The organism is Streptomyces sp. NPDC001868 (assembly GCF_040297125.1).
In the GTDB taxonomy this organism is placed as follows: Bacteria; Actinomycetota; Actinomycetes; order Streptomycetales; family Streptomycetaceae; genus Streptomyces.
The window spans coordinates 53,538-66,505 of record NZ_JBEOYO010000053.1 but is presented as its reverse complement, the minus strand read 5'-3'; the positions used below and the strand labels follow the sequence as shown (position 1 = coordinate 66,505).

10 protein-coding genes are annotated in these 12,968 nt (G+C 71.3%); all 10 read right to left on the bottom strand.

Going from position 1 to position 12,968, the window contains the following annotated elements:
* Nucleotides 1-74: 74 nt before the first annotated feature.
* On the bottom strand, nucleotides 75-1,118 hold the full coding sequence (locus ABT147_RS38280; RefSeq protein WP_351415162.1) for a sugar phosphate isomerase/epimerase family protein: 1,044 nt from the start codon (nucleotides 1,116-1,118) through the stop codon (nucleotides 75-77).
* Nucleotides 1,119-1,204: 86 nt separating this feature from the next.
* Nucleotides 1,205-2,623 carry an alkaline phosphatase family protein gene (locus tag ABT147_RS38275; protein ID WP_351415159.1) on the bottom strand — a complete coding sequence of 473 codons (1,419 nt, stop codon included), beginning with the start codon at nucleotides 2,621-2,623 and terminating at the stop codon, nucleotides 1,205-1,207.
* A 16-nt stretch (nucleotides 2,624-2,639) separates the two neighbouring features.
* A complete protein-coding gene (gene eboE, locus ABT147_RS38270; RefSeq protein ID WP_351415157.1) occupies nucleotides 2,640-3,809 on the bottom strand; it encodes a metabolite traffic protein EboE in 1,170 nt (389 codons plus the stop codon).
* Between the two features lie 3 nt (nucleotides 3,810-3,812).
* On the bottom strand, nucleotides 3,813-4,661 hold the full coding sequence (locus ABT147_RS38265) for a TatD family hydrolase (RefSeq protein ID WP_351415155.1): 849 nt from the start codon (nucleotides 4,659-4,661) through the stop codon (nucleotides 3,813-3,815).
* On the bottom strand, nucleotides 4,661-5,320 hold the full coding sequence (locus ABT147_RS38260) for an EboA domain-containing protein (protein WP_351415152.1): 660 nt from the start codon (nucleotides 5,318-5,320) through the stop codon (nucleotides 4,661-4,663). Before ABT147_RS38260 ends, ABT147_RS38265 begins: the two co-directional genes overlap by 1 nt.
* Nucleotides 5,321-5,418: 98 nt before the next feature.
* Nucleotides 5,419-6,828 carry a ThuA domain-containing protein gene (locus ABT147_RS38255; protein WP_502983237.1) on the bottom strand — a complete coding sequence of 470 codons (1,410 nt, stop codon included), beginning with the start codon at nucleotides 6,826-6,828 and terminating at the stop codon, nucleotides 5,419-5,421.
* A gap of 15 nt (nucleotides 6,829-6,843) precedes the next feature.
* Entirely contained in the window at nucleotides 6,844-9,288 is a 2,445-nt protein-coding gene (locus ABT147_RS38250; protein WP_502983236.1) for a PQQ-dependent sugar dehydrogenase, read from the bottom strand.
* A gap of 156 nt (nucleotides 9,289-9,444) precedes the next feature.
* A complete protein-coding gene (locus tag ABT147_RS38245) occupies nucleotides 9,445-10,449 on the bottom strand; it encodes a sugar phosphate isomerase/epimerase family protein (RefSeq protein ID WP_351415145.1) in 1,005 nt (334 codons plus the stop codon).
* A gap of 13 nt (nucleotides 10,450-10,462) precedes the next feature.
* Nucleotides 10,463-11,749, bottom strand: a complete 1,287-nt coding sequence (locus tag ABT147_RS38240) for a Gfo/Idh/MocA family protein (RefSeq protein ID WP_351415142.1) — start codon at nucleotides 11,747-11,749, stop codon at nucleotides 10,463-10,465.
* 131 nt (nucleotides 11,750-11,880) lie between these two features.
* Nucleotides 11,881-12,918, bottom strand: coding sequence for a substrate-binding domain-containing protein (locus ABT147_RS38235; protein ID WP_351415140.1), 1,038 nt, complete (start codon nucleotides 12,916-12,918; stop codon nucleotides 11,881-11,883).
* Nucleotides 12,919-12,968: the final 50 nt, after the last annotated feature.

Here is a 12,968-nt window from a genome sequence, read left to right as displayed (position 1 = left end):
GCGCGGCGCCCCCCCCCCCCGCGGGCCCCCCCCCGGGGGCCCCCCGCCTGCTGCCGTCGGTTTCCCGGCCTGTGTCAGCACTTCTCCCGCAGCGAGTGCAGATGCTCGCTGGAGCGGCGGGCGAAGGTGAAGGACTCGGTGGGGTTGTCATGCTCGGCCTGCCAGTGGTGGGCGAGGCGGTGGCCCTTCAGCCGGGTGACGGCCGAGATGAACTTCTGGTAGTCGATGTCGCCGTCACCGACGTCCGTCATGCGGTAGCCGTACGGGTTCGACGGGTCGCTCTCGCCGTCCTTCACGTGGAAGAGCGGGTAGCGGTTCGGGCGGCGCAGGACGTAGTCGAGGGGCTCGAAGGGCGCGGCGGTGCCGTCGGGCCGCTTGGAGAACCGGAACTGGGCCACGTACGCCCAGAAGATGTCCATCTCCAGGAAGACCAGGTCGGGGTCGGTCTCGCGGAGCAGGACGTCGTAGAGCCGGACCTTGGGGTTGTCGGTGGCGAAGGAGAACTCCTCGGAGTGGTTGTGCTGGTAGAACTTCATGCCCCGCGCCCTGGCCGCCGCGCCGTAGGTGTTGAACTCGTGCGCGGCCCGCTTCATCGCGTCGACGGTCGTGCCGTAGCGGAAGGGCCCGGAGGCGGTGCCGATGTGCTTGAGGCCGAGGGCCTGGGCGTCGTCGAGGACCTTGGTGAGGTTCTGGGCGAAGGTGTACGCGTTCGGGTCGCTCGCGTAGTAGCCGACGTGGCTGCCGATCGGCGTGAGGCCGTGGTCGCGGGCCAGCCGCTTCAGCTGGGCGAGGGTGATGGGGCCCGCCGAGCCCTGGGTGTAGCCGGCGAACTCGACCTCGTCGTAGCCGTACTTCTCCAGCTCGGCGAAGACGGGGGCGAAGCCGAGGGTGGAGACCTTGTCGCGGAGGCTGTACAGCTGGATGCCGAGACGGCCGGGCGGCAGGACGGGGCGGCCCCGGCCCTTGCCGGCGGCTGCGGCTTCGGTTCCGGTGGCGGCCTGCGCCGGGGCGGCCGTGCCCAGCAGGGCGGCGACGGTGGCACCGGCGGCCACGCCGAGCATGCCTCGTCTGCTGAGGCGGTGGGTGAGTTCGGGATCCGGCTGGTGGGTGCGGCTCATGCTGGAACTCCTCTGGGTGGGCGGGCGTTGTCAGTGGTGAGTGCTTCACTTGTGACCAGTCAGGACCTGTGGGTCCTGGGCACCGGTCAGGACAGACCGGCAAGTCGGAGCAGGAGTGCTTTCACATCGGTGGCCGCCACGCGGTCACCGACGGCTCGGGGGGTGGAGCAGATGATGAGCGGACCGTCGTCGTCGCTCGCGGGAAGGCGGCCGTGGCTGCCTCGAATAGGCGAGGGGTCCAGCGGCACGACCGCCATGCGGTAGCGCATGCCGAGTTTCTTGCGGGCCAGTGCCGTGGCCGCCTTGAGCTTCACCAACGGGTCGAGCGGGTCCATGAACAGCTCGACCGGGTCGTAGCCGGGTTTGCGATGGATCTCGACCAGTCGCGCGAAGTCGGGCGCGCGGTCCTCGTCGAGCCAGTAGTAGTACGTGAACCAGGCGTCCGGCTCCGCGACGGCGACGAGCTCGCCGGAGCGCGGATGGTCGAGGTGATGGGCCTTCTTGCCCTCGTCGTCGAGGAGTTGATCGATCCCGGGCAGGTCCGCGAGGGCTTCCCTGGTGGCGTCCAGGTCCTCGGGGCGGCGTACATACACATGGGCGATCTGGTGATCGGCGACCGCGAAGGCACGTGAGGCCATCGGGTCGAGGTACTCCATGCCGTCCTGGGTGTGTACGTCGAGGAGGCCGGCGCGACGCAGGGCGCGGTTGATGTCGACGGGGCGGTCGGCGCGGGTGATGCCGTACTCGGAGAGCGCGACGACGGTACGGCCCTCCGCGCGGGCGTCGTCGAGCAGGGGCGCCACGGCCTTGTCGAGGTCGGCGGCGGCCTTCAGGGAGCGCGGGTCGTCGGGGCCGAAGCGCTGCAGGTCGTAGTCGAGGTGGGGGAGGTAGCACAGGGCCAGGTCGGGGCGGCGGGTGCGGACGATGTGGCGGGTCGCGTCGATGATCCAGCGGCTGGAGACCAGGTCGGCGCCCGGTCCCCAGAAGTGGAACAGGGGGAACGTGCCGAGTTTCGCGGTGAGTTCGTCGTGCAGGGCCGGGGGCCGGGTGTAGCAGTCGGGTTCCTTGCGGCCGTCGGAGTAGTAGATCGGACGGGGGGTGACGGTGATGTCGGTGTCGGCGCCCATGGCGTACCACCAGCAGATATTGGCGACCGTGTAGCCGGGGTGCGCGCGGCGGGCGGCGTCCCAGAGTTTGTCCCCGGCGACGAGACCGTTGTGCTGGCGCCACAGCAGGACGTCGCCGAGTTCACGGAAGTACCAGCCGTTGCCGACGATGCCGTGCTCGGCGGGGAGCGTGCCGGTGAGGAACGTGGACTGGGCGGCGCAGGTGACGGCCGGCAGCACGGTGCCGAGCGGGGCGCGGGAGCCGGACTGCCCGAGGGCCTTGAGGTGGGGCATGTGGTCGAGGAGACGGGGGGTGAGGCCGACGACGTCGAGGACGAGGAGAGGGGTGGGACCGGCTTCGGGCCGGGGCCGCGGGGTGGTGGCGGCGTCTCGGGTCACGGCAGCTCCTTGCGGTTCATGGCAGCTCCTTGAGGCCGAGGTCCGTCAACAGGTCGCGGGCGAGGGCGAGTTCGGCGGCGATGCCGTCGGCGAGCTGGGCGCGGGTGCCGGGGCGCAGCTCGGCCGGCAGGGCCTGCCAGGTGTAGGTCTCGACCTCCAGGTGGTGGGTGAGGGGGTGGGCGCCGCCGACCAGGCGGGTGAGGGCGGCTTTGAGCACCGGGAGCGTGGAGGTGAGCGGGGCGGCGGGGGCCGCGTGGAGCGGGACGTGGAAGTGGGAGCGCCAGGGCGAGGCGTCGGGGAGGGTGTCGCCCTGGAGTGCCTCGCCGAGGTCGTCGGTGCCGCGCAGGCCGGCGGCGGTGGAGGTGCGGGTCTGGTGCAGGAAGCGGGGCTCGTCGAAGGCGGCGAGGGCTTCGCGGACCTCGGGGAGGTGGGGGTGTTCGGCGTGCAGGGCGGCCGAGAGCTGGGACTTGACGACGGGGACGCCGGCTCGGGTGAGCGCGTCCAGGGCGGTGTGCGGGTCTTCGAAGGAGGTGGCGAGATGGCAGGTGTCGACGCAGACGCCGATGCGGTCGTGGCCGATGTCGGTGAGGGGGCCGATGGCGTCGGCGGTGGTCTCCACGGTGCAGCCGGGCTCGGGTTCCAGGCCGACGCGGATGGAGCGGCCGGTCAGCTCGGCCACGGCGTCGAGGCGTTCGGCGAGGGTGCGCAGGGCCGTGCGGGCGCGGGCGGCGCGGGTGTCGTCGTAGGCGGTGCGCCAGGCCAGGGGCAGGGTGGAGACGGTGCCCTCGGTGACGTCGTCGGGGAGGAGCCGGGCCAGGACGCGGGCGAGGGAGGTGGTGTGGTCGAGGCGTTCCGGGTCGGCCCAGTCCGGCTGGTACACGCGGTACTTGACCTCTTCGGCGCCGAACCCCTGATAGGGGAAGCCGTTGAGGGTGACGACCTCAAGACCGCGCCGGTCGAGTTCGGTGCGCAGGCCGCGCAGGGCGGACGGGTCGGTCACCAGGGCCGCGGCGGCGTCCCTGGCCAGCCACAGCCCGATGCCGACACGGTCGCGGCCGAGGCGGCGGCGTACGGGTTCGCAGTGGTCCCGGAGTTGGGCGAGGACGCCGTCGAGGGTCTCGGCCGGGTGCACGTTGGTGCAGTAGGCGAGGTGGACGGTGGAGCCGTCGGGGTGGCGGAAGCGCATGGGTCACTCACCGCCGCGCAGGATGCTGTTGCCCTCGTGCGTGGCGCCGGTGGCGGTGAGGTCGAGCGCCAGGCGGCCGCTGAGTCCGTAGAAGGCGACCGGGTTGCGCCACAGCACCAGGTCCACGGCGTCCTCGTCGAACCCGGCGTCGAGCAGGGCGTCGGCGACCCTGCGGGTCTTCAGGGGGTCGCTTCTGCCCCAGTCGGCGGCGGAGTTGACCAGCACCCGCTCCGGGCCGAACTCCTTGATCACGGCGACCGTGCGTTCCTCGTCCATCTTGGTGTCCGGGTAGACGGAGAACCCGAGCCAGGCGCCGCTGTCCCTGGCCTCCTGGACGGTGGTCTCGTTGAGGTGGTCGAGCAGCACCCGCTCGACGGGCAGGGCGGAGGCCCGTACGACGTCGAGCGTGCGGCGCAGACCGGCGAGCTTGTCCCGGTGCGGGGTGTGGACGAGGGCGGGCAGACCGTGGTCTGCGGCCAGCTGCAACTGGAGTTCGAGCGCGTGGTCCTCGGCCGGGGTCATGGAGTCGTAGCCGATCTCGCCGACGGCCACGACCCGGTCCTTGAGCAGATAGCGGGGCAGCTGATCCAGGACGGGCGTGCAGCGCGGGTCGTTCGCCTCCTTGGGGTTGAGGGCGAGGGCGCAGTGGTGGGCGATGCCGTACTGGGCGGCGCGGAAGGGCTCCCAGCCCAGCAGGGAGTCGAAGTAGTCGACGAAGGAGGCGGCCGAGGTGCGGGGCTGCCCCAGCCAGAAGGCCGGCTCCACGACCGCGCGGACGCCCGCCTCGCGCATCGCCTCGTAGTCGTCGGTGGTCCGTGACGTCATGTGGATGTGGGGGTCGAAGATGCGCATCAGGACTCCTTGGTCTCCTTGCCGTCGATGCCGATCTCGTCGGCCGGCGGGGACGCGGTCAGGGCCAGGACGCGGTGCAGGTCCTCGGGTACGGGACGGCCCGCGGCGGTGCGTTCCTCGGCGAAGGCGCCGAGCATGCGGGCGAGTTCGCGGTCGCGGTGGGCACGCCGGGCCAGGTCTGCGATCTCGTCGACGCTGACCTCGGTGAACAGGCACTTGAGCACGGCGTGCCGCCACTGGTGCGGGTCCAGATGACGGGCGGCGTACGGGCCGAGGGCGGCGGCGACGAGGCGGGTGTCGTGGGTGCGCAGGGCGTCCTCGACGAGGTGCAGCGCCTCGGGGCCCGGCACGAGGTGCGGCAGTGCGTGCAGGACCGCGCGGCGTTCGTCGGCGGTGCCCTGGCGGTAGACCCGGGTGAGCGCGTCGCTGTCGGCGCGGGCCGCGTGCAGGATCAGCACGCGGACGGCGTCGGCGTGGTCGGTACCGCAGCGCCGGCCCGCCTCGGCGAGGCGCAGCTCCCACACGGGGACCGGCCCGTGCGCGCCCGGCGCGTCGGCGGCCTCGTCGAGCGCCCGGCCCAGCCAGGCACGGGCCGCGCCCGGGAGGTGGGTGTCCAGATGGCCGCGCAGGTCGGCGGGGGCGGCGAGGGACACGGACATGGGCGGCCTCCTTGTCGCTTGTCACGGTCATGCGGCAGCCCTCCGCAGGAGGGGCAAAGACGGCGGGCGGAGGTCCGGCGTCCCCCGCCCGCCGCCGTTCAGTCGCCCGGGGTCCGGGCCGCCGCCTTATCGGCTGCGGTGGCGGCCCGCGCGGGCAGTTCCCTGATCCGGATGTCACGGAAGGACACCTGGTCGTCGGCCCCGTGGTTCTGGATGCCGAAGTGACCGTCGCGCAGGCTCCGTACCGGATCGGTGTTGGTGAAATCGTTGATCTTCACGCCGTTGAGCCAGACGCGGAGGCGCTCGCCCTCCACGCGGATCTCGTACGTGTTCCACTCCCCCGGCGGGTTCAGGGCGCGGTCGCGTTTCCTGATGTCGGCGGACCGGAAGCCGTAGACGGACCCTGTGGTCTTCTCGGGCACGTCGGTGGCGTCGATCTGGATCTCGTAGCCGTTGTTCACGGCCGACCAGGGGTCGTCCGAGGGCGGGAAGCCCACGAACACACCGGAGTTGTCGTCGCCGGAGGCGCCGGACATCCTCCAGTCGAGCTTCAGGGAGTACGACCCGAAGCTCCGACCGGCGTACCAGAGCATCCCCATGCCGCCCGCCGACGTGATCGTGCCGTCGTCGGACAGGGTGAAGGAGCCGGGTCCCGCCTGCCGCCAGGCGGACAGCGAGTCGGCGGTTCCGTCGAACAGCGGCCGGTAGCCGTTCTCCGGCCGGCAGTCGGCCTGGGCCTCGCCGATCGCCCACCGGATGCCGCCCAGCAGGTGCTGCCGGAAAGCGGGTTCGGCGAAGGACTCCTTGGTGTGGCCGCCGCCGGTGTAGAAGGCACGGCCGCCCTGGTACTCCTGGCACCAGGCGATCGGATGGTCGCCGTTCATGGTGCCGCCGCTGTACGACGACTCGTCGAGCGAGGCGAGGACATGGGCCCGCTCACGGGGGTTGGAGCGGTAGTTGTACCACTCGTCCGTGCGGTTCCAGGTCGCGCCCAGACCGGCGGTGGCCGGGTGGGCGTGGTCCTCGACGTCGACCGTCGCGGGCTGGATCGCGGGGTGCGACTGGAAGTACGCGCCCGCGAGCCCGCCGTAGAAGGCCCAGTCGTACTCGGTGTCGGCGGCGGCGTGGACACCCACATAGGCGCCCCCGCGTTTGATGTACCGCTCGAACACGCCCTGTTGGGCGGAGTTCAGGACGTCGCCGGTCGTCGAGAGGAACACCACGGCGTCGTAGCGCCCGAGATTGCGGGCGGTGAAGGCGCCGGCGTCCTCCGTGGCGTCGACCGCGAAGCCGTGGGCCGTGCCCAGTTCCCGTACGGCCGCGATGCCCTCGGGGATCGAGTCGTGCCGGAAGCCGGCGGTCTTGGAGAACACCAGCACCCGGGGTTCGTCGGAGCGGCGGTGTTCGTCGGAGCCGCCCTCATCGTCCGACACGGCCGGCCCCGACACACAACCGATCAGCAGGGCCGCTCCACCCAGTGCGGCCCACACGCGTCCGCGTCCGTTCATCGGCATGACGCCCCCTCACCGCTTCGTGAAGGTGAAGTCGTCCACGTCGAACAGGCCGCCGGAGCCGCTCCCCTTGAACACCAGGTAGAGCGTGGTGCTGCCGCGCGGGGCCCTGGACAGGTCGGCGGTGACGTCCTGGAAGTTCTCCCAGCCGCCGGTCACCGGCACGGTGGCGCTGCCGAGGACCCGGCCGGTCGGGGAGCCCGCCCGGACCTCCAGTTTGCCGCCGGCGCCCCCGGAGGAGATACGTGCGGTGATCTTCGTGGCGTTGGACAGGACGTAGGGCTTGAAGGAGATCCAGTCGCCGTCGGAGATGTCACCGACCGTCTTGCCGCCGTGGGCCGTGGCCTTGGACTGCACCGCGATGCCGGACGAGTCGCCGTAGTGCTCGGCCTGGCGGTGGGTGGGCTGGACCACGTTCTGGTCATGGGTGGTCAGCGGGGCCTGGCCGCCGCCTCCGCCGTCGGTGTACTCGGCGTCGAACACCCCGAAGATGTTGGCGTTCTCGTCGTGGCCGCCGTCGGCGCTGGTCTGGATGGTGCCGGTGCAGCCGTTGGCGGAGGTCACCGGGTGGCCGTGGCTGTCGTGGCCGAGGATGAAGGTGACCTTGACCTTGGCGCAGTCGATCGGGCGGCCGTCCTCCGGGTCGCTGACCTTCACCTTGAACGGTACGGCGTCACCGAAGGCGAACAGCTGCCCGTCCGCCGGGAGTTGCAGTTCGACCTTGGGCGCGGTGTTGCCGACGACGATCTGCACGCTCGCGCTGCCGGTACGGCCCGAGGTGTCCTTGGCGGTCACGGTCGCCGTGTAGGTGCCGTTCTTCTTGTAGGTGTGCTTCGGGTTCGCGGCCGTGGAGGTGCCGCCGTCGCCGAAGTCCCAGCTGTAGGTGAGGGCGTCGCCGTCCTGGTCGCTGGTGCCCTCCGAGGAGAAGCTGACCTTCAGTTTCGCCTGGCCCGAGGTGCGGTCGGCGGCGGCCGCGGCGACCGGGGAGTGGCCGTCGGTGGCGTTCTCGATGCGGTAGAGGGCGGAGTGCTCGTCGCCGCCGAACCAGGAGATGCCGTAGTCGAGGACGTACAGCGCGCCGTCCGGGCCGAAGGCCATGTCCATGACCTGGGTGCCGGTCCACGGGACATTGTTGATCGACTGGACGGTGCCGTCGGCGTCGCTGGTGATCCGCTTGATCCAGCGGCGGCCGAACTCACCGGCGAAGAAGTCGCCGTCGTACGCCTGCGGGAACTTCACCGGGGAGTCGAGCGCGGCGTCGTAGTCGTAGACCGGGCCGCCCATCGGAGACTCGGAGCCGTCGCCGAACTCCGGGACGGAGTCGCCGTTGTAGGGGATCCAGGCGGGCTCGGCGGGCGGCAGGTCGGTGAGGCCGGTGTTGTTCGGCGAGGTGTTCTTCGGGGCCGCGCAGTCGAAGGCCGCGCCCGAGGTGCCGGTGGCGAAGTCGTAGTCGACATAGGCGTCGTTCTTGCCGGTGCAGTACGGCCAGCCGAAGTTGCCGGGCTTGGTCACGCGGGCGAACTCGACCTGTCCGGCCGGGCCGCGCGAGGGGTTGGCGGCGCCCGCGTCGGGGCCGTACTCACCGACGTAGAGGATGCCGGTCTTCTTGTCGACGCTGAACCGGAACGGGTTGCGGAAGCCCATCGCGTAGATCTCGGGGCGCGTCTTGTCCGTGCCGGGTGCGAAGAGGTTGCCGTCGGGGACGGCGTACGAGCCGTCGGCGTTCACCTTGATGCGCAGGATCTTGCCGCGCAGGTCGTTGGTGTTGCCGGAGGTGCGCTGGGCGTCGAAGGCCGGGTTGCGGTTGGACCGCTCGTCGATGGGGGTGAAGCCGTCCGACTGGAACGGGTTGCTGTCGTCGCCCGTCGACAGATACAGGTTGCCAGCCGCGTCGAAGTCGATGTCGCCGCCGACGTGGCAGCAGATGCCGCGTGACGCGGGGACGTCGATGATCTTCTTCTCGCTGGCCTTGTCGAGGGTGCCGTCGGTCTTCAGGACGAAGCGGGAGAGCCGGTTGACGCCGTCGAAGGGCGCGAAGTCGGCGGCCGTTCCGGTCTCGGGGGCGTCACCGGCCGGGGTGTTCAGCGGGGGCGCGTAGTACAGGTAGATGAAGCGGTTGCCGGCGAAGCCCGGGTCGACGCCGATGCCCTGGAGGCCCTCCTCGTCGTGGCTGTACACGTCGAGCTTGCCCGCGAGCCTGGTGTTGCCCGCCGCGTCGGTGAGGCGCAGTTCGCCGTCGCGCGAGGTGTGCAGGACCGAGCGGTCCGGGAGGACGGCGAGCGACATCGGCTCGCCGACCTCCGGCTCGCCCTTGGCGAGGGTGACCTGCTGGAAGTCCTCGGCGGCAGCGGCGGCGGCCTTCGGTTCGGCATCGGCCGCGCCGGCAGCGGGCGCGGTGAGGGAGAGCGACGCGCCCGCGAGCAGCAGGCCGCTCAGCAGCGCGATCGGTCCACGCACTCTGCGGCGTCTGAAGGGGCTGGTGGGGTGTCTGTTGTCGTCGTACGGGTGCACGAAATGCCTCCAGAGAGGGGCTGGTCGTACGGGGGTGTACGGGTGTGTGCGGTACGCCGGGGTGCGCCGTCACCCCGGAAGACACAAGGGGGCCGTAGGGCCCTAGTCGTTGCCGCCGAACGCCGCGTCGAACGAGGCCGACGGCGGGTCGAAGTCGTACGCCTTGAGGCGGTTCAGGGCCTCGGGGGCGCCCTGGAGCCGGTCCATGCCGGCGTCCTCCCACTCGACGGAGACGGGGCCCCGGTAGTCGATCGAGCGGAGCATCCGGAAGACGTCCTCCCAGGGGACGTCGCCGTGGCCGGCCGACACGAAGTCCCAGCCGCGCCGGGGGTCGCCCCAGGGCAGATGCGAGCCCAGGCGCCCGTTGCGGCCGTCGAGCCGCTTGCGGGCCTCTTTGCAGTCGACGTGGTAGATCCGGTCGCGGAAGTCCCACAGGAAGCCGACCGGGTCGAGGTCCTGCCACACGAAGTGCGAGGGGTCGAAGTTCAGCCCGAAGGCCGGACGGCGGTCGACCGCCTCCAGGGCCCGCTGGGTCGTCCAGTAGTCGTAGGCGATCTCGCTCGGGTGGACCTCGTGGGCGAACCGCACGCCCTGGGCGTCGAACACGTCGAGGATCGGGTTCCAGCGCCTCGCGAAGTCGTCGTAGCCGCGCTCGATCATCGACTCGGGGGCGGGCGGGAACATGGCGACCAGGTGCCAGATGGCGGAGCCGGTGAAACCGATGACGGTGTCCACGCCGAAGGCGGCGGCGGCCCGCGCGGTGTCGGCCATCTCGGCGGCGGCCCGCTGCCGTACGCCCTCGGGCTCGCCGTCGCCCCAGATCCGGGCGGGCAGGATGCCCCGGTGGCGTTCGTCGATGATGGCGTCGCACACGGCCTGGCCCACCAGGTGGTTGGAGACGGCCCAGCACTTGAGGCCGTACTTCTCCAGGAGTTGGTGGCGGGAGTCGAGGTACGACGAGTCGGCGAGCGCCTTGTCGACCTCGAAGTGGTCGCCCCAGCAGGCGAGTTCGAGGCCGTCGTAGCCGAAGTCGCGGGCGAGGCGGCAGACCTCTTCGAGGGGCAGGTCGGCCCACTGGCCGGTGAAGAGCGTGAAGTCGCGCGGCATGTCCGGGGCCTCCTCAGACCGATGCGGGCGTGTGGGTGGGGGTGTAGACGGAGTTCTTCTCGGCGCTCTCCTCGACCGCCGCGAGCACCCGCTGCACCTGGAGTCCTTCGGCGAAGGAGGGTTCGGGCCGCCGGCCTGATGCGATGGCGTGGACCAGGTCGCGTGCCTGGTGGACGAAGGTGTGCTCGTAGCCGAGGCCGTGGCCCGGCGGCCACCAGGCGTCCAGGTAGGGGTGGTCGGGCTCGGTGACGAGGATGCGCCGGAAGCCGGCGTGCGCGGCGGGTTCGGTGTGGTCGTGGTAGGCGAGTTCGTTGAGCCGTTCCAGGTCGAAGGCCAACGAGCCGCGCTCGCCGTTGAGTTCGATGCGCAGGGCGTTCTTGCGGCCGGTGGCGAAGCGGGTGGCCTCGAAGGAGGCGACGGCGCCGGAGGCGAGGCGGCCGGTGAACAGGGCCGTGTCGTCGACGGTGACCGCGCCGCGCCCGGCGGTGCCACCGGAGGACGCGAGACCGCTGGACACCCCGGCGGGCAGGGGCCGTTCCCGTACGAAGGTCTCCATCAGCGCGGACACCCCGATCACCGGTTCGCCCGCCAGATACTGCGCGAGGTCGACGATGTGGGCGCCCAGGTCGCCGAGCGCGCCCGAGCCGGCGGACTCCTTGCGCAGCCGCCAGGTGAGGGGGAACTCCGGGTCCACGAGCCAGTCCTGAAGGTACGTCACCCGTACGTGCCGCAGGGCGCCCAGCCTGCCCTCGGCGACCATGCGGCGGGCGAGCGCGGTGGCGGGCACGCGGCGGTAATTGAAGCCGACCATCGCCAACTTGCCGCGTGCGTACGCCTCTTCGGCGGCCTCTGTCATCGCCTCGGCCTCGGCGACCGTGTTGGCGAGGGGCTTCTCACAGAGCACGTGCTTGCCTGCGGCGAGGGCGGCGAGGGCGATCTCGGCGTGGCTGTCGCCGGGGGTGCAGATGTCGACGAGGTCGATGTCGTCCCGGGCGATCAGTTCCCGCCAGTCGGTCTCCGTCTCCGCCCACCCGTGCCGGTCCGCCATGGCCCGCACCGCGTCCCGGTCCCGTCCGCACACGGCGGCGAGCACCGGGCTGAGCGGCAGATCGAAGGCCCGGCCCGCCGTACGCCACCCCTGCGAGTGCGCGGCCCCCATGAAGGCGTAGCCGACCATCCCGACCCGCAACGGCGGCTTGCCGAGCCCACCGGCGAGCCCGGCGGGCCACGTCCCGGAGTGCGGCCCCGCGGATCCTGACTCCTCCGCCTCGGCCTGGTCGGGCTGCTGCGGCTGTCCCATGCGTGTGTCCTCCTCGTGGTCGCGCGGTGGGGGGTGGGGCCCGACCGGGTGGTCCGGAGCGCCGCTCCGCGTCGCCCCGGATGCCGGTCTCCGGCCGGGCCCGTCCGGTCAGGCCCGTCCGGTGGGACCCGTCACTTGAAGCCGGTCGGCATGTACTGGTCGACGTTGCTCTTGTCGACGACCGCCGAGTAGAGCGTGAGCGAGGCCGGGATCTCGAACTCGGCGAGGCCGCCGACGCCCTTGCCCTGGCCGAGGGCGCGGGCGAGGTCGATCGCGGAGGCGGCCATGGTCGGCGGGTAGAGGACGGTCGCCTTCAGCACCCCGTCGTCCTTCTTGATGGCCTGGAACGCGGAGAGCGCACCCGCCCCGCCGACCATCAGGAAGTCGTCGCGCCCGGCCTGCTCGATGGCGCGCAGGGCGCCGACACCCTGGTCGTCGTCGTGGTTCCACAGGGCGTCGAAGTTCGACTGGGCCTGGAGGAGCTGGGCCATCTTGGCCTGGCCCGACTCGACCGTGAAGTCGGCGGCCTGCCGGGCCACCTTCTTGATGTTGGGGTAGTTCTTCAGCGCGTCGTCGAAGCCCTGCGTGCGCTGCTTGGTCAGCTCCAGGTTGTCGAGCCCGGCGAGCTCGATGACCCGGGCGTCGCCCTTGTCCTTGAGCTGTTCGCCGATGTAGTGCCCGGCGTTGAGGCCCATGCCGTAGTTGTCGCCGCCGATCCAGCAGCGGTACGCCTGCGGGGAGTTGAAGATCCGGTCGAGGTTGACCACGGGGATGCCGGCCCGCATCGCCTTCAGACCGACCTGGGTGAGCGCCTTGCCGTCGGCGGGCAGCACCACCAGGACGTCGACCTTCTTGTTGATGAGGGTCTCGATCTGGCCGATCTGCTGGGCGGTGTCGTTGGAGCCCTCGGTGATCTCCAGCGTGACGTCCTCGTAGCGCTCGGCGCGGCTCTTGGCGTTCTGGTTGATCGCGTTGAGCCAGCCGTGGTCGGCCTGCGGTCCGGCGAATCCGATGGTGACCGCCTTGCCGGGCTTGTCGTCGGCGGCCGGCTGCTCGTTCGAGGCCGGATCGTCCTTGGTCTCGTTGCTGGTGCAACCGACGAGGAGGGCGCCGGCCGAGACGGCGGCGGTCCCGAAGAGCAGTCCTCTTCGGCTGGTGAACTCTGGCATGGCGGTGGACCTTTCCCGTGAATCCCGTGAATTCCGTGAACCGGCTCTTC

Excerpts from the sequence above, each read along its gene's own strand:
- ABT147_RS38235 (WP_351415140.1), bottom strand. The coding sequence starts at position 12,918 with ATGCCAGAGTTCACCAGCCGAAGAGGACTGCTCTTCGGGACCGCCGCC.
- ABT147_RS38255 (WP_502983237.1), bottom strand. The coding sequence starts at position 6,828 with ATGAACGGACGCGGACGCGTGTGGGCCGCACTGGGTGGAGCGGCCCTG.
- ABT147_RS38240 (WP_351415142.1), bottom strand. The coding sequence starts at position 11,749 with ATGGGACAGCCGCAGCAGCCCGACCAGGCCGAGGCGGAGGAGTCAGGA.
- ABT147_RS38280 (WP_351415162.1), bottom strand. The coding sequence starts at position 1,118 with ATGAGCCGCACCCACCAGCCGGATCCCGAACTCACCCACCGCCTCAGC.
- ABT147_RS38265 (WP_351415155.1), bottom strand. The coding sequence starts at position 4,661 with ATGCGCATCTTCGACCCCCACATCCACATGACGTCACGGACCACCGAC.
- eboE (WP_351415157.1), bottom strand. The coding sequence starts at position 3,809 with ATGCGCTTCCGCCACCCCGACGGCTCCACCGTCCACCTCGCCTACTGC.
- ABT147_RS38245 (WP_351415145.1), bottom strand. The coding sequence starts at position 10,449 with ATGCCGCGCGACTTCACGCTCTTCACCGGCCAGTGGGCCGACCTGCCC.
- ABT147_RS38260 (WP_351415152.1), bottom strand. The coding sequence starts at position 5,320 with ATGTCCGTGTCCCTCGCCGCCCCCGCCGACCTGCGCGGCCATCTGGAC.